Origin of the sequence: Bradyrhizobium manausense, assembly GCF_001440035.1 — a bacterium.
Classification (GTDB): domain Bacteria; phylum Pseudomonadota; class Alphaproteobacteria; order Rhizobiales; family Xanthobacteraceae; genus Bradyrhizobium; species Bradyrhizobium manausense.
This window is the reverse complement of sequence record NZ_LJYG01000111.1, coordinates 157,913-174,641: the sequence shown is the minus strand read 5'-3', so window position 1 is coordinate 174,641 and position 16,729 is coordinate 157,913. Positions and strand designations below refer to the sequence as shown.

General features: G+C 60.0%; 13 protein-coding genes and 2 pseudogenes. 12 read left to right on the top strand and 3 right to left on the bottom strand.

The window, feature by feature from the left end:
* Positions 1-272 precede the first annotated feature (272 nt).
* The gene (locus tag AOQ71_RS36345; RefSeq protein WP_057757529.1) at positions 273-1,454 is read left to right on the top strand and encodes a M20 metallopeptidase family protein; all 1,182 of its coding nucleotides are present in this window, start codon (positions 273-275) and stop codon (positions 1,452-1,454) included.
* Between the two features lie 403 nt (positions 1,455-1,857).
* Here the strand turns inward: AOQ71_RS36345 and AOQ71_RS36340 are convergent, their stop codons facing one another.
* Positions 1,858-2,622 (bottom strand): IclR family transcriptional regulator, encoded by a 765-nt coding sequence (locus AOQ71_RS36340; RefSeq protein WP_162268454.1) that lies wholly within the window; start codon positions 2,620-2,622, stop codon positions 1,858-1,860.
* Between the two features lie 230 nt (positions 2,623-2,852).
* Between AOQ71_RS36340 and AOQ71_RS36335 the strand changes: the two genes are divergently transcribed.
* From AOQ71_RS36335 to AOQ71_RS36300, 7 genes are all read left to right on the top strand, one after another.
* Positions 2,853-4,004 carry an ABC transporter substrate-binding protein gene (locus AOQ71_RS36335; RefSeq protein WP_083514754.1) on the top strand — a complete coding sequence of 384 codons (1,152 nt, stop codon included), beginning with the start codon at positions 2,853-2,855 and terminating at the stop codon, positions 4,002-4,004.
* Between the two features lie 127 nt (positions 4,005-4,131).
* Complete coding sequence (locus AOQ71_RS36330; RefSeq protein WP_057757522.1) at positions 4,132-5,007, top strand: branched-chain amino acid ABC transporter permease; 876 nt, start codon at positions 4,132-4,134, stop codon at positions 5,005-5,007.
* 3 nt (positions 5,008-5,010) lie between these two features.
* Positions 5,011-5,997, top strand: a complete 987-nt coding sequence (locus AOQ71_RS36325; RefSeq protein ID WP_057757520.1) for a branched-chain amino acid ABC transporter permease — start codon at positions 5,011-5,013, stop codon at positions 5,995-5,997.
* On the top strand, positions 5,994-7,223 hold the full coding sequence (locus AOQ71_RS49200) for an aminotransferase class III-fold pyridoxal phosphate-dependent enzyme (RefSeq protein ID WP_245317344.1): 1,230 nt from the start codon (positions 5,994-5,996) through the stop codon (positions 7,221-7,223). Before AOQ71_RS36325 ends, AOQ71_RS49200 begins: the two co-directional genes overlap by 4 nt.
* Before the next feature lie 69 nt (positions 7,224-7,292).
* Positions 7,293-8,984, top strand: coding sequence for a hydantoinase B/oxoprolinase family protein (locus AOQ71_RS36310; protein ID WP_347336727.1), 1,692 nt, complete (start codon positions 7,293-7,295; stop codon positions 8,982-8,984).
* 2 nt (positions 8,985-8,986) lie between these two features.
* A complete protein-coding gene (locus AOQ71_RS36305; RefSeq protein WP_057757516.1) occupies positions 8,987-11,044 on the top strand; it encodes a hydantoinase/oxoprolinase family protein in 2,058 nt (685 codons plus the stop codon).
* A gap of 218 nt (positions 11,045-11,262) precedes the next feature.
* Positions 11,263-12,204 (top strand): IS630 family transposase, encoded by a 942-nt coding sequence (locus AOQ71_RS36300; RefSeq protein ID WP_057757514.1) that lies wholly within the window; start codon positions 11,263-11,265, stop codon positions 12,202-12,204.
* A 5-nt stretch (positions 12,205-12,209) separates the two neighbouring features.
* On the opposite strand, the pseudogene AOQ71_RS36295 reads toward AOQ71_RS36300, so the two are convergent.
* Positions 12,210-12,858: pseudogene (locus tag AOQ71_RS36295) on the bottom strand (class I SAM-dependent methyltransferase).
* A 593-nt stretch (positions 12,859-13,451) separates the two neighbouring features.
* Complete coding sequence (locus AOQ71_RS50070) at positions 13,452-13,583, bottom strand: aldehyde dehydrogenase family protein (RefSeq protein WP_157083783.1); 132 nt, start codon at positions 13,581-13,583, stop codon at positions 13,452-13,454.
* A 391-nt stretch (positions 13,584-13,974) separates the two neighbouring features.
* Between AOQ71_RS50070 and AOQ71_RS45720 the strand changes: the two genes are divergently transcribed.
* The 4 genes and pseudogenes from AOQ71_RS45720 to AOQ71_RS44345 form a co-directional block, all read left to right on the top strand.
* A complete protein-coding gene (locus AOQ71_RS45720; protein ID WP_057757512.1) occupies positions 13,975-14,577 on the top strand; it encodes an aminotransferase class III-fold pyridoxal phosphate-dependent enzyme in 603 nt (200 codons plus the stop codon).
* 4 nt (positions 14,578-14,581) lie between these two features.
* Positions 14,582-15,187: a hypothetical protein gene (locus AOQ71_RS45715; RefSeq protein WP_245317342.1), complete on the top strand. Its 606-nt coding sequence runs from the start codon at positions 14,582-14,584 to the stop codon at positions 15,185-15,187.
* Positions 15,087-16,283: an NAD(P)/FAD-dependent oxidoreductase gene (locus AOQ71_RS36280; RefSeq protein ID WP_083514753.1), complete on the top strand. Its 1,197-nt coding sequence runs from the start codon at positions 15,087-15,089 to the stop codon at positions 16,281-16,283. Before AOQ71_RS45715 ends, AOQ71_RS36280 begins: the two co-directional genes overlap by 101 nt.
* A gap of 236 nt (positions 16,284-16,519) precedes the next feature.
* A pseudogene (locus tag AOQ71_RS44345) lies at positions 16,520-16,647 on the top strand (transposase); the annotation flags it as partial.
* Positions 16,648-16,729 lie beyond the last annotated feature (82 nt).

The following is a 16,729-nucleotide window of genomic DNA, read 5'->3' as shown; positions in this document are numbered from 1 at the left end:
GGGAAAATTACATGCGCATCTCCCAGGTTGATCGCCGGCTAGGTTTGTGCGGGTTCACGATCGCACTGAACTGGTCGACTCTATACATGTTCGGCAATGCCCGTTTACATGGTGTTCGATCCAAGCGAGATTTCACGAGGAACTTCGGCGCGATTTCAATGAATTAGCTCGATTTGTGCACGCCAGATTGAATTTATCTGATCTTCTTCTTCAAGAAGCATGATACGTAGGCTCTATTATGTGGACGGCGCGCGATGTAAGGATTCAAGTCGGTGAGCGCACCCAGCAATAGCTTTCTCTCAGATGCCGAGCGCGACGCGGTGATCGAGCTTCGTCATGTCTTACACCGCGAGCCTGAGCTCTCTAATGCGGAATGGAAAACGCAGGAGCGGATCCGCGGCATATTGCAGCGCTTCGGCCTGAACGGCAGCAAGCCGTTTCACAATACCGGGCTCTATGTTGATATTGATGGCACCGCCTCCGGCCCGAAGCGGTCCATCGCAATGCGCGGCGACATTGATGCGCTTCCAATCCAGGAGGCGCGCGAGGATCTGCCCTACCGCTCGCAGGTCGACGGCGTCATGCATGCCTGCGGTCATGACATGCACGCCTCGATCGCGCTCGGCACTGCGCTCGCCTTCCACCGACTGCGCAACAATTTTGCGGGCCGGGTGCGCGTGTTTTTCCAGCCAGCCGAAGAGGCGGAGCCGCTTTGCGGGCGCACGGTGATGGAGGAAAAGCTTCTGGATGGCTTCGACCGGGCAGTTGGCTTCCATGTCAGTCCTGGGGTTCCGGTCGGAAAGTTCGGCGCCCATGAGGGCGCGGTGACCCAATCCGCCGACCAGTTTGAGCTCACGATTACCGGCAAGATGGCGCATGGCGCGTCGCCGCATGACGGAGTCGACGCAATCGCCATCGCCGGCGCGTTCGTCAACGAGGTGCAGAAGGTAGTGTCGCGCGAAATGCCGGCCGACGACAATGCGATTGTCACGATTGGCACCATCCATGGTGGCACGGCGACCAACATCATCTGCCCATCCGTCGCGATGGAGGGGACCATCAGGACCCGGAGCTCGGAACGTCGAGCGCTGCTGTCCCAACGCGTGCGCGAAGTGGCCGAAGGCGTCGCTTCAATGCACCGTGGTCAAGCCGAGTGCATCATACGCAAAGGTGAGCCTGCCGTCGTCAACGATGCTGAAATGGTAAGGCGCTTCCGGCAACTCGTCCACGACGTGGCCGGCGGCAGCGCTTTCATCGAAACGAAACAGGGGGCGGGCAGCGACGATTTCGGCTTCTACTCGGCATGCGTGCCCTCAATCTACTTTATATTCGGCAGCCGTGCGCCAGGGAACGAATCGCATCTGCACACGCCAACATTCGGAGCCTCGGATGAGATCGTCATTCCGACGGCGGAGCTCACCGTCAGATACATCCTCGATCTGCTAAACTCGTAAAATCGGGCGGCGCGGTCGCCAAGCGGTGGCCCCGAGAAGATGAGGCCTTCCGATCGATTTGCAGCGAGTAGCCCTCGATCTTCAAGTGGCCTAATCGTCGGCCGGAGGCGAGCGACCGCCCGCTGTACGAGGGCGTAGCAAGTGGTTATGCCAGCTCGTCGCGGCATATTGATGCAGCTTTCAGGCGTTCTGCGAATAAAGATAGGAATCGAAGAAATAACGAGCAGCTTCGCTCGCGGTCAAAGATCGCCGAGCCGTTATCGATCTAACCGTCAAGCTAGGCGACAGCACCATCGACGGTCTGCGAAATAGCCTGGCGGGGCATCCACGGGTTTTATTGAGACGTTAGCGCGAGATGGACGAATGCCCCCAAGGCACGCGAGCGAGCAGGGCGCGGTCGCGATTACGTTTGATGAGTCTGCGAGCCGTCCTTTGACTTCAGCCTCTCGCCTATTGAGAGCGATCGCCCCAATGTCTCGGCAACGTTGCGTAGTGCGGCCAAACGTTCCGGCAGCTGCTCGTTCATGACCCGCTGCAAAGGTCCAGTCATTCCGAGAGCGTAAAACACGCGCCGATCGGATAGAAAAACGGGGACCGCAATGGCGGCCAATCCTTCGTCGATCTCTCCGATGCACGTCGCATAGCCTCTAACTCTGACCGCAGCGAGCTCCTGTTCGACCCATGCACGATCATTTCGCGTGTTCGCTGTGAGCAGAGGAAGATCGGCCGACATCGCCTCTCTCACTACGGCTTCGCTTTGATAGGCCATGATCGCCTTGGCTGTTGCAGCCGCATGCACTGGCATCTCGATCCCCGGCTGAACGTAGCTTCGCCAGCGCACATCTGGTGAAACCGAGATCGCAACGACAACGCGCGCGCCGATCAGGCGCGTGAGATAGCAGGTCTCGGACGTCGCGTCGGTCAGTTGCTGCAGATGCCCGCGCGCAAGGGCCGCAATCCATCCATCGTCCGCAGTTGCGTGCAATAGCCGGAGCAAGCGGTCACCGAGTTGATAAGCGCGCCCACCGACATTGTCCTTCGCAAGTCCAGCTCGCACGAGGCCCTTGAGCAGCCGATGTGCAGATGTCTTCGGAAGATCAAGCAACGAGGACACGTCCGCCAGCGTCAGGGCGCCGGGAAAGGTCGCGACGAGTTCGAGCACTTGCATGTAGCGGTCGAGAGGACCCGCCGTTTCATCTGAGGTTGTCATTCAGGGTGCCTTCCAGGCGGAAAATTTGTGCATGCGCGCTTCTGCGACCGTTTGACTCGACAAGCGAGAGCAGATTAGCGTTACGCAATACCGGAATAACGTTCCGGAAAACGGAACGAAAGTCAATGGCGATTTAGGGGCAGCAGCCTTCGTGGTGCTGCAGCCCCGGGGAGCGCACGAGGGACATCATGAAGATGACGAGGCAGGAGTTTCTAAAAGCGTTGCTTGCTGCGAGCGCTATGCCGTGGGTGGGAGCCGCGCGTGCCGAGCAGGGAAGCCCGATCGTTGTCGGCGCCACGGTGCCGATGACCGGGCCCTTGTCGCTGACTGGCAAGCAGTATCACAACTCCCTGATGATGGCCGAAGAGGACATCAACAAGGCGGGCGGCATCAACGGGCGCAGCCTCAAAATCGTTTTCGAAGATACGCAGGCCTCAAACAGCACGGCGGTAAACGCCTTCGTCAAGCTCGCACAGGAAAGCAAGCCGTCGTTGTTCTTCCTGTCGAGCTATTCGACACAAAACCTGGCCGTGGAGCCTGAGCTTAAGAAAATACAGGTGCCGGCATTCTATGCGGGCGGTGCAGATGTCGTAGCCGAGGCTGGCAACGAGTGGATGTTTCGCGTGCGGCCGGCCGACAGCGTGTCGGCCGAAGGCATGGTGCGGTGCGCGCTCAATGTGCTGAAGGCGAAGAAGCCCTGCATTCTTTATATCCAGAACGACTTCGGACAGGGTGGTGCCCGGACGGCGGTCGAGCGTTTCGGAGCCGCCGGCGTGACCGTCGCGGGCATGGGAGCCTATGGCCAGAACGACAAGGATTTTTCAGCGCAGCTGCTCGGCCTGCGCGGCAAGGACATCGATGTCCTGTTGATCTTTAACTATCCGCAGGACGGTGCGCTGGTGCTGCGTCAGGCAAAGATGCTCGGCCTCAAGATGCCTCTGGTGACATCTTCGGCAGCATTGGTGCCGGCGGCGCTGCAGCTGTTGTCGCCGGCTGATCTCGACGGCGTCTGGGGCGTGGTCGACACCTTCATCGATCCGTCGGTCGGCGGGCGCATGCGGGATTTCGTCGAACGCTTCAAAGCGAAATTTGGCAGCGATCCGGATCCCTACGGGCTCGCCTATTATGATGGTGCGATGCTGGCGGCCGAAGGCCTGCGCAAGGTTGGTACCGATCCCAAAGCGTTGCGGGACTGGTTTTCCGCCGTCAAAGGATGGCAAGGGATCGGTCATCTCTATTCCTATGATGCCAAGGGCAACGGCGTATTCGATCTTGCGGTCGTGAAATCCAAAGCAGGGACCAAATCGCTGGAATTGGTTCAGACCATCAAGCTGAACTGAACCTTTGCCGCTGACGCGCGGGCGCGTGCCGCGCGCGCACCACTGCAATCAACGAGCCGGCCTACACGATCTCTGCCGACGTTGGCCGCGCGCTAACGGACCGGTTTGCAAGAAGACCAAGGACGATATGACGGATCTCATCCAGCTGCTCATCAACGGACTAGCAATTGGGAGCGTATATGCGCTCGCCGCGATCGGTTTCGTCATCGTCTACTCCGCGACCGGCGTTGTTAACTTTGCTGCCGGGCAATTCGTGATGTTCGGCACCTTCGCGGGCGTCGCCATGCTGCTCAATGCGCAACTGCCCTGGCCTGTGGGCTACGGCGCGGCTCTGCTTGCAATGGCGCTGTTCGGAGCTCTGTTCTTTGCGGTGCTATACCTGCCGCTACGCGCAAGTCCCGTCGTGACAATCATCATTGGCACAGTGGCGATCGGGATCACGATGCAGAACGCGGCGCTATTAGCGTTCGGCTCCTGGCCATTCCGGCTGCCGTCGCCGGTCGAAGGCGTGAATCTCACAATTGCAGGCGCAACTATCTCTGCCCATGCGGTCGCTGTCGTGATTGTCACGGCCTTGATGGTTGCACTGCTGTGGCTCTTGTTCTTCCGCACCTCACTCGGCATCGGGATGCGCGCGGTAGCGCAGGATATCAAGGCTGCCCGGCTGATGGGCCTCAAGGTCAATCGTCTGCTTGCTCTATCTTGGGTCCTAGCTGCGCTGCTCGCGGGAATTGCCGGCTTGATGCTCGGACCAATGTGGTTCGCCGACACCAGCATGGGCGATCCCATCGCGCTCAAGGCGTTCGCAGCGACAATCATTGGCGGCTTCGGCAGTCTGCCGGGGGCGATTATCGGCGCCCTCTTTGTTGGTCTCAGTGAAGTGCTCGGCGCATCCTACGTGTCGTCGGCCTACAAAGACCTGATCTCCTTCGGCATCATGATCTTGTTCCTGCTACTGCGCCCGCAGGGCGTGTTCGGCGAACGCATTCAGGACCGGGGCTGATTGATGTCGATACGCATTCCGCTCCTGGTCGGCGCTGTGATTTTGATCGCAGGACTTATCCTGTCGATGCTGCTTACCGACTACCACCTTCGGCTGCTCAATCTCGCCGCGATTTCGGCCATCGCAGTCATCGGGCTTAATTTTGCCTTCGGTTATGCGGGGCTGATCTCGCTCGGTCACGCGGCTTTCGTCGGGGCAGGCGCGTACGGCGTTGCGCTGTTGACGACGCTCTTCGTGTGGTCGCCGTGGCTGGCTCTGCCTGCCGCGGTTGCCGGTACGGCTGTGCTGGCCATGTTGATTGGCGTTCCCCTTCTGCGGCTGAAGGGCCACTATCTCGCGCTGGCAACGCTTGGCTTCAACGTGTCCTTCTCCATTGTCGCTGCCAACTGGATCGACGCGACCGGCGGCACCAACGGGATCTCTCGCATTCCCGAGCTGCAAATTGCCGGCCACGCCCTGACCGACGAGCGCAGCTACTTATGGTTCGCTCTGCTGGTGCTCGCGGCTTCCGCCGCCGTCGCCGCGCTCATTCATGGCTCACGTCATGGCCGGGCGATGATCGCGGTACGTGATGACGAGACTGCCTCGTCGATGACAGGCATCGACGTCCCCCGGGTCAAGCTCGCGGCCTTCGTCCTCTCGTCGGTCTACGCCGCCGTGGCCGGAGCCCTGTTTGCGTTCCATATGCGCTTCATTTCGCCTGAGGACTTTGGCTATGCGCACTCCATCACTTACCTCGCGATGCTGGTGGTCGGCGGCGAGGGATCGATTGTGGGCGCCATTCTGGGGGCGTTGCTCGTGACTTTCCTGCCCGAATGGTTGCGTTTTCTCGGCTCCGCCTATCTCGCGTTCTTTGGCCTTTTTGTCCTTGCCATCCTTATCTTCCTGCCTTCAGGGCTTGCCGGGATTCGGCGGCCGCGCAGCTTCCGCCGCCACGAGCTTATAAAATGGCCGGCTTTGGTCGCTGCCTCAAAGGAAGCGCGCCCATGAGCCTGTTGCAGGCCACAGAAATCGCCAAGCGCTACGGCGGGCTCGCTGCACTTGCCGACGTCGACCTGTCGGTCGGGGAAGGCGAATTTGTCGCCGTCATCGGCCCGAACGGCGCCGGCAAATCGACCCTTCTCAATGTCCTTACCGGGCTTGTTTTGCCTGACAAGGGCAGAGTGCTGCTCGACCGATGGGACATGACGCGCGCCGCTACGCACAAGCGTGTGCGCGGCGGCCTCGGGCGCACCTTCCAGCACGGCCGTCCCTTCGAAAGGTTGAGCGTGCTCGAGAACGTCATGACCGGTACGGCCATCCAAACCGGCCGTAGCGAGCTGGAGCTGCGCGAGAGGGCTATGGCTGTGCTTGATCAAATGGGGCTTGCGGCAGAGGCGCAGCTACCGATCGGATCCCTGTCCTATGGTCGTCGCCGCATGGTCGAGATGTGCCGGGAGCTCGCCTGCGAACCTCGCGTGCTGCTGCTCGACGAACCTGCCGCAGGATTGAATTCCGCCGAGGTTGACCAGCTCGTCGACCAGCTCACGGATTTGAGGGCTAAACATCGGATCGCCATCATCCTGATCGAACACAATATGGGGATGGTGATGCGCCTGGCGGAGCGGATCATTGTGCTGAACTTCGGCTGCAAGATCGCCGACTCCTTCCGTCTCGGCTACCACGGCGCCCAAGGGCTGTGGGGCATCGATCCTGATCTCACCACGCTTGGCAAGATCATTGGCGGCGGGTTCCCGGTGGGTGCAATCGCCGGCAAGAGCGAAGTCATGGCCGTCTTCGATCCTCGCCATGGCAAGCCCGCGTTGCCTCATGGCGGTACATTCTCGGCCAACCGGGTCACGATGCGAGCGGGGCTTGCGGCTATGGAGCTCTTGGACCAGAACGCGTTTGCGCGGCTGGATGCGATCGGTGAGGCGGCGCGAAAGGGCATCAATGATGCGTTCCGCCGCCATGGCGTGCCGGGTACCGCGGTCGGTCTTGGATCGCTCTTGAAATTGCATTTCGCCGAGCGCCCGATCCGCGACTACCGCTCGGCCTACATGAGCGAAGACGAGGTCAAACGGCAAAGTGTGTTCAACCTTGAATTTCTCAATCGCGGCGTTCTCGCCGTCGGCTACGGGTTGATGGCGCTGTCGCTACCGATGCGGGACGCGGATATCGAAAGCATCATTCGCGCGGCCTCGGATGCACTTGCACAGGTCGCGTCCAAAACCTGACGCGCCCTTGAGCTTGAAGTCGGTAAGTATCGCGTGGGGCCATTGAGGCCACCACGCCGCGAAACATTAATGCCTGAAATAGGTGCGAGAATGGCCCACAAGGTTGATCCCATCACGCGATCCGTCGTTCAGCATCGGTTGAGCTCGATCGTAGCCGAAATGGGCGAAGCGATGCTTCGTACATCCTATTCGCAGATTCTCAACTCGAGCCGAGATTTTTCGTTGGCGATCTGCGACGTCCAGTCCCGGCTGATCGCCCAGGCCGACCACATCCCGGTCCATGTCGGCGCGCTGCCCTGGGCGACACGCGCGGTCGAGGAGCGGTTCAAGGACGTCGCGCCCGGCGACGTGATCCTGATGAATGATCCCTATCATGGCGGCAGCCATCTGCCGGACCTGACCGCATTCGTACCGGTCTTTGACGGAGACCGGAGGCTGTTCTGGAGCATCGTGCGTGCGCACCAGAGCGATATCGGCGGTGCAACACACGGGGCCTATAATCCGGGCGCGACCGAAATCTGGCAGGAAGGGCTGCGCATTCCTCCGATCAAGCTCTACGAGGCCGGCCGGCTGCGCGAGGATATTCTCGATATGCTGGCACTAAATGTGCGCAACGCTCACGATTTCCGCGGCGATCTTGCAGCCATGATCGGAGCCGCGCACATGGGCGAGCGGCGAATGGGACGGCTGTTCGTCGAATTCGGCGCGCCGGTGGTCGAGGCCGCGATCGAATCCATCCTCGATGCCGCCGAGCAACAGACGCGCGCGGTGGTCTCGAACTGGAAGGATGGCACCTTCTACGGTGAGGCCTTCCTTGATGACGACGGCCACGGCCGCAGCGATATCCGGATTGCAGCCAAGGTCACGAAGACTGGCAGTCAGATCGAGGTCGATCTGTCGGAATCAGATCCGCAGAGCACGAGCTTTGTCAATTCATCGCACGCCAATATGCATGCGGCAGTCGTGATGGCTTTTGCTTATCTGATCGACGCCGAGATACCCAAGAACGCCGGTGCGCTGCGGCCGCTCACTGTCACTGCCAAACAGGGCACGATTGTGTGGGCAGATCCGGGTCGGCCGGTGACGCTGTGCACCAGCCACCCCTCCAACGAGATCGTGGAGGCGGTGGTCAAGGCATTATCTGGATCTTGCCCGGATCGAGCCATGGGTGGCTGGAGCCGGCGTTTCCGCATCGCTGTGCAGGGCGAGGATCCTCGCAGCGGGCGCAGCTTCATCTGGCATATGTTTCAGGCGCGCCCAGGTGGTGGCGCTTCGTCTCGCGGTGACGGCTGGTCCTCGATCGGCGAGTGGCACACGGTTGGTGGCCTCAAATTCGGCAGCATCGAGGTCGCCGAAGCACGCTTTCCCCTTCACTTCCGTCATCATGAGTATCGGCCCAATTCAGGCGGTGATGGTCAATTTCGGGGCGGTCTTGGCGTCAACCTCGATCTCGTCTTTGAAACCGAGAAAACGGCACTCGGCAACACCGCAGGTGATGGTGCCCGCCACGGCGCGTGCGGGATGCTGGGCGGTAAGGATGGCGCACCGCATCACTATCGCCTCGTATCGGCGGGTCGGCCACCGCGCGTGCTGCGAACCAAAGAGGTCGAAATCGAAATCCACCCTGGAGATTGCCTCGAAGTGCGCTCCGCCGGCGGCGGGGGCTGGGGCCCTCCCGAGCGGCGCGCGCATCAGGCCCGCCAGCGCGATGAGGTGCAGGGCCTTGTAACTTCAGGCACAACGACAGAAGTGGTTAGTTAAAGATGTTGACGATTGGCATTGATGTAGGCGGCACATTTACGGATCTTGTCGCGATCGACGGGGCCGGGCGCACTGTGTTCGCGAAATCTCCTTCCACGCCAGAAGACCAGTCGATCGGCGTGATGAATGGGCTCAACGAGCTCGCTCGGCGCCTCGACATGTCGCGCGGCGATATGTTGACTGCGACACAGCGGTTGGTGCATGGCACCACCGTTGCAACGAATGCGCTGCTGGAAGGCAAGGGCGCGAAAGTTGCTCTGCTGACCACGGAGGGGCACCGCGACATCATCGAGATGCGCGAGGGCTTGAAAGGCAACCGCTATGATCTGCGGACGCCCCCGCCCGAGCCGCTGGTGCCGCGCGAACTACGCTTCGGAGTTCGCGAGCGACTGCGGCCGAATGGCGATGTGCTCGTTTCGCTCGACGATGCCTCACTTAGTGAGGCCATTGCGGCAATCCGCGCCTCTGGCGCAACGTCGGTCGCGATCTGCTTCCTGCATGCCTATCGCAATTCCGCTCATGAGATCGCAGCCGCAGAGCGGCTTGCGCGCGAGTTGCCGGAAGTGAGCGTGTCGCGCTCAAGTGACGTGCTGCCACAGATTAAGGAGTACGAGCGCGTCGCCACCACGATCGTGAATGCATATGTTGGTCCCGCAGTGCGGCGCTACCTGACCCGGCTCGAGCGACGCTTGGCTGAAGCGGGGTTCGCGGGGAGCTTGTTCATCATCCTTTCCCATGGAGGGATGGCACCGGTCGAGGAGGCGGGACGCCTCGCGGCGGCGACCGTGCTATCTGGTCCTGCGGGCGGGATTTCCGGTTCCCGACGCTGTGCGGAACTGCTGGCAATGCTGGATCTGGTGCCCTTCGATATGGGCGGCACGAGCACCGATATCTCCTTGATTGCCGACGGACGCGCGACGCTGTCGGCGGACGGTGGGCTGGCGGACCAGCGCATCGCGCTGCGCAGCCTGGACATCGCCAGCATCGCGGCGGGCGGGGGCTCGATCGCCAGTGTCGATGCCGGAGGCATCTTTCGCGTCGGCCCTGAGAGTGCCGGCGCGATGCCGGGCCCAGCCTCTTATGGCAACGGCGGTACGGAGCCAACCGTGACTGACGCAAATATCGTGCTGGGTTATCTCGATGCGGCGGCCTTCATGGGGGGACGGCGTCCGCTCAATCGTGCGGCGGCGGAGGCAGCAATCGATCGCCTCGCAGCTTCGCTTGGCGTGACACGCATCGAGGCCGCTGCCGGGATCTATCGGCTCGTCAATCTGAAAATGGCAGACGGTATCCGATTGATGACCCTGCGTCGCGGCGTCGATCCGCGCAAGTTCGCGCTCCTAAGCTTCGGCGGCGCCGCGGGCCTGCACGCCGCGGAAGTCGCGCGTGAGCTAGAAATAACGCGCATCATAGTGCCGACGACAGCCTCCGTACTCTCGGCGTGGGGTATGCTGACCAGCGATTTGCGCTACGAGGTCAGCCGCACTCACTTCGAGACAGGCGCCCGGACGACTGCAGACGACATTCGCGGCATTTTTGCTGATCTGGAGCAGCAGGCTGCCGAGCGGCTTCGCAGCTGGTTCGACGGGCCCATCATAACCGAGCGCTCCGCCGAGATGCGTTATGGCGAGCAGGTGTTCGAGGTCGATGTACCGCTCAGCGACGTCGACTTCACAGCGCCATCCCTGATAGCCGATGTCGAAGAGCGCTTTCATCGTCGTCACGAGGAGCTCTACACTTACGCGTCGCGCGACCAGGAGGTTGTGTTCGTCAATGCGCGGCTCGCCGCTGTTGGAGCGGTTTCTCGAATCGAGGAAGCTGACACGTCGATGCCCGCAACTGAGCGGATCGGATCGCCCACCAGCAACCGCCAGGCCTTCTTCGGTGCTTGGCGCGAGGTGCCGGTCTTTGCGCTAGAAAAATTACGTTCCGGGCACATGCTGGAAGGCCCCGCTATCATCGAGGCGGAGACGACGACAATCGTCATCAATGGCGGAGATCGCGCAACGGTTAACCCTCTCGGATGGCTGGATATCGAACTTGGATCTGCGAAAGTGTAGGGCGGCCAAACGCCTTTCTAACAGCGTTTGTACCCACCTGGTTGAGGCGAGGCTCACTCGCCGCCCAGCTGACCTCAAGCCTTCTATACGGACGCAGCAACAAGCAGCATCATGGGGCGCTCCAATTCTTCCGCTAGAGCATGTTGTTTTTTGCCGGAATTCCCAGGGGCGGCAATATCTGATTCAAACTCCATGCTGGGGAACGGGGGCCAGCATGGATGACGCGACCCTATTCGGAAGATCTTCGCGAACTCGCTCTGGCGAGGGCCGACGCGGGCGAGACGGTTCGTTCGATTGCAGAAGCGCTTCAGATCAGTCCTTCCTGTGTGACGAAGTGGAAGAATCTGCGGCGGGAGACCGGAGGCGTTTCTCCCGGCAAGATCGGCAGCCACAAGAAGCCGGTTCTGTCCGGCGCCAACGTCGACTGGCTGCGCAAGCGCATTCGCTCCGGACCATTCACTTTGCGGAAGCTGACGCAGGAACTGGCTGCGCGCGGGATCAAAACAGACGTGCGGGCAGTATGGACGTTCGTTCACGCCGAGGGGCTGAGCTTCAAAAAAACGCTCCGTCCGGCCGAACAAGACCGCCCCGATATCGCGCGTAAACGGACGCGCTGGAAGGCCCATCAGGGTAGGATCGACGCCTCACGCCTGGTCTTTATTGACGAGACCTGGATCAAAACCAACATGGCGCCACTGCGCGGCTGGGGACCGAGTGGGCAGCGTCTTGAAGCATCTGCGCCTTTTGGCCACTGGAAGACCATGACCTTCATCGCAGCGCTGCGCCAGGACCGGATCAGCGCGCCCTGGGTCATCGACGGCACCATCAACGGTGAGCTCTTCACGCTCTATGTCGAGAAAGTGTTGGCGCCCACTTTGGCAAAAGGCGAGGTCGTCATCCTCGACAACCTCGGCAGTCATAAGGGTAAGTCTGCCCGCAACGCCATCCGCGCAACAGGAGCGCATCTGCTCTTCCTGCCGCCCTACAGCCCCGACCTCAATCCGATCGAGCAGGTCTTCGCCAAGCTCAAACACCTGATGCGAGCCGCACAGACACGTGATGTCGAAGCAACGTGGCGCAAGGTCGGCGAACTCCTCGATATCTTCTCCAAAGAGGAATGCGCCAACTATCTCAAAAATTCAGGCTATGTTTCCGTATAAAAACATCATGCTCTAGTTGCCGGCATCTGCTGAATCTGCTCGGAGGTTGGTGCAAACTCCTTGACCCGCAGAATTTGGAAGCCTGCATCAATCAACGTGTTCAGCGTCGTGCCAAACGTCCTGTGGTACTTCAAAACACCCTTGCGAACCAATCTGTCCGACGTTCACCCTCAAGGGAGCAGCCATTGACGGGCCACGTCTTGCGACCCTCCTCATCACTGATCCAGTGGGGATTTGCCGCTGCCATGAAGATCGGATGCTCGATTGTGAAGATCAAATGTCCGCCAGCGATCATGGCTTTGCGGATCGCCCGCGTGAGACGGGCAAAATCCTGAACATAGTGAAAGGTCAACGCGCTGTAAGCAAAAAGACTGCGCGGGCAACTCCAAAGCATCCAGATCGGCGATAAAATAGCTGATCCCCGCGTCCGCTGTATCGGCCTTTGCGCGCTCGATCATGTTCCGCGACAAGTCGAGACCAAAGATAGAGGCGGCACCTTGCTCGCGCATCCAAGCGTGAGGCCCAGCCGAAGCCACAACCCAGATCGACGACACGCTTGCCAACAAGGTCGGGTAGCATGGCCCTGATCTGGGGCCACTCAGGAGCGCCGTCGCGAGCAAAAAAATCCGGATTGCCGTAGATATTTTGCGCCATGCATCTCCATCTTGATGATAGACAAAGCGCTTATTAGCGCAAATCCCGTGCCGCTCGAGCAAAATCATCGGCTAGGGCACATTGACCGCTGGCATCGGCGCGGTCGGGCGCGGCACGAAGCCCTGCTGGTGCCGGCCACGTGCCGCCAACATAATCGAAAACGCTACAACGATGATCAGAAGGCCACGCATTCTAAGAAAATAATCGGAACTTGCCGCGCTATTATGAAATGGCCGATACCAGCTGGCCGCGGAGGGCTCAAACCGCCTCTGCGAAAACATATGCCTCTTCACGTCTGGATTCTCAAAGACGCATAGTCTCAGTCTATGCCGCAAGACGGCAAACTACCTACCTATAATGCCGAAAAGATGCAATCTTTGATGGCGAGGGCAGGAATAGTGCACCGAATTCGAGTATGATTTGAGTCCACTAGTCGAAGCGCGGTAGAGCCACGACTAAGAACACTTCTGCTGCACTCGAGGATGATTCCTACGCAATCATAACCTTGTTTCCGGGTACTACGCGTCGGAGCTGAAGGCGAATAACGGCTGTACGCGCCGCCTTGCGCAGTGTCTCCGCTATCAGCAGGCCGGTCAACGAGCACCCTGGAAGGCTTGAAGACAACCGAACTTTCCCGTCAGCAGAGCGCCTGACACCATGCCGATAGACAGTGCAACCGGGAAGTTGAACGGGGCAATCACCGCGAAAACTCCGTAAGGCTTCATTATGCGCCGCCATCGCCGAAGGTAACGACAGTGCGTATGGGCTGACTTCACCCGCGGCCAGAATGAGTTGCAATACTTCCTCGACACGGCAGAAGCAAGTGTTCTCTACGCCAACCGCGCCAGCGGCGCGACGACTGGCGCATGGCCGGGGGCGCAGCCCTTCTGCGGTTGGAAAGGCACCGGCGTCAGCGGCAAGGGTGGCCTCGGTGCATGGTATCTTCCACAGTAGATGCGCGAGCAAAGCCGCACGATCATGACGAAGTGATCGTTGGAGGAGCGAGCCGCTTCGCAGTTCTTCGTTCCTATCCCTTTGTCTGGCTTCCGAGATCGAGCCGCATTATCCCGACGCCATGCCTACATCTGCCGCTTGTTCGTGCGCCCTCGCAAACTCATGCGCGGCGGCAACCCCCGCACAGCGGTCTTCATTGATCTTTTCCCCATCTACCTCGGACAGGGCGAGGGGCTGCCGGGTCTGGTCGTGGACGGTAATGCCTACCACGATTATATCAACAACTTCACGATAATCCATGGCCATGGCAACCCGGACGTGACGGCAGCTATGATCAACCAGATGCCACATGGCACCGCCTTCGGCGCCCCGATGAGAAGCGAGATCGAACAGCCGGAATTGCTGGTCGAGCGTCTGCCGTCGGTCGAGCAGATCAGGCTCGCTAATTCGGGAACAAGGGGTGTGACGCCCTTTAGCGATATCGAAGTGTCGCGCGCAATCTTCGTAGCGCATGCTGACACCATCGCAGGCGTGCTGATTGATCCGATGCCGAACCGCGCTGGACTGATTTCAGCGCGTAAGGACTTTCTCGACGCAATGATCGAGATCACGCACGTCGCCCGCGCATTAGTTATCTTCGACCAGGTGATCTCGTTCCGCGTGGCGGCGCACAGGGACTGTGGGGAATTTTGCCGATCTGACGGTACTCGGAAGAATCATCTGCGGCGGCTTTCCCGTCGGCGCGGTGTGGGTAGAGGGGCCTGAGATCATGGCCGTGTTCGATCCGACCCACGGCAAGCCGGCGCTCCCGCACGCCGGGACCTTCACCGCGAATCCCGTGACAATGCGCGCTGGTCTCGCCGCCATGCCAGCACTGACGCCAGAGAGCTTCGCCCATCTAGACCATCGAGGCAGCCTTTTGCGCGAGGGCATCACAGGCGCGCTGGACCTGCATGGGCTCGCCCGCCAGTGCGTCAGATTAGGCTCGCTATTCAAGCTTGATTTTACGGCTCTGCCCGCCATCGACTATCACTCGGTCGATCCAGGGCCGCCGGAACGCAGGAAACTCGATTCCTTCCATAAAGGTCTCCTCGATCGTAGAGTTCTGTCGATGAGCTACGGCCTGTTCGCGCTGTCGACTGCGATGACCGAGGCGACGCGCGCGCGATTGTCGGCGCCGTTGACGAGACGCTGGCTGAAATCGCAGGAAATTCTGACTTGTCGCTCGTTGCGGCGCCTAACCGAGGATGACCTAAGATCGCAGTGGGTGATAAATGACAGCTTCTCTTCATGTCGTGGTGATCGGAGCGGGTGCGCTCGGAATGTGTTCAGCATTCAGCCTCGCCGAGCATGGATTCCATGTCACGGTTCTTGAGGCTCAATCTTTAGCCTCGGGTTCGAGCGGCCGCTCGGTCGGCGTAGTGGGAATGCAGCTTACCGACCCGTTCGATATTCTGCTGCGTCTCCATTCAGTCCAGCAGTTCCGCGACTGGGAAAGTCTCGGACTGGGCTTCAACCATATAGGCTACCTACGCCTCGCCCGCACCGCCGAACAAATGGAGCTGTTCGCACGATCGGTAAAGATACAGGAAGAGGCGGGCTTCAGGTCTCGCCTCTATCAAGCACGCGAGCTGCAACAGCTCGTTCCTCATATCAATCCCGACGGGCTCGAAGGAGGACTGTACGGACCCGACGATGGATTTCTTGACCCTTATGAGATGTGCACTTTCCTAGCCGAAAAAGTGTGCACGCGCGGAGGCAACATCTTTCAGTTTCGCGAACTTGTCGGGGTAACGCGGCGAAATGGCGGCTACAGGCTGGATACGAGCAAGGGCGGGCTCGACTGCGACTTTGTAATCAACGCGGCTGGCGCGTGGGCCCCGGCAGTTGCTGAAATTCTCGGACAGACGCTGCACATCTGTCCAGAGCGCCACGAGGCAGTGGCAATACACCTCGATAGCCCGCTCGACTATACGATGCCGGTGGTGATGGATCTCGTGAACGGCGAGGGTACTGGCCTCAACTTCCGTCATGAGAAGCGAAACGAACTGATTGCCGAAATCCACAAGGTCCGCTCGCCGTTCCCGGAGGATCCCGACAATTACAATGACCAATGCGATGAGGAATCGAAAGTCAAGTTGGCGGAGCTGTTTCTTGAGCGTATTCAAGAATTGCCTGGCGCTCGTCTCGGCCGGGGTTGGGCAGGGCTTTATCCAGTCACCGCGGACCATCGGCCGTTCGTCGGCCCCATCGATCCAGCCGAACCGAAACTTATCACCGCCGCTGGCGCTGGAGGATACGGCATTCAGCTCGCGCCTGTCATAGGAACCATTGTGACGGACTGGATAGTCCACGGCGATCCCGTATCAATACCGGGCACCGAAATCCTGTCGCCCACTGCAGAAAGAAATGTTCTCGCTGAACACTCACGCGCGACTGCAACTGTCCGCGACACCGAAAAAGGATTGTAAGACGGCCGGACGTCTAAGATAGCGCACCAGGTACAGACAACGATCTAGAAGTTGGCCGACGGTCTCGAGCTTAGCGGTTGGCATTCGACGCTCATACCGCGCCGCATTGGGCTTAAGAACTGCATGCACCGGCTTCGGATTCATGTCTATTCCTGCAAGTGCTCTGAGGCCGGTAAACTGGACGATTTTTGGAGGTTTTCGCACCGATTCCCTGGCTGGGAGGAGTCAGGAAAGATGTGAAGGCCTCGAGGTTTTCAGACGCCCAGAACGCGGTCATTCTCAAGGAGGGCAGGACGGGGTTGCGGTGGCGGAGATCTGCCGCAAGGCCGGGATTAGCCGGGAGACCTATTTCAGTTGGAAGAAGACATAGAGGTTCATCTCAGTGATTTTGACTCATTGGCGGTGGTTGGATAGGTGCGGCCGAGTTTGTCGCGCGCTTTGTCGTC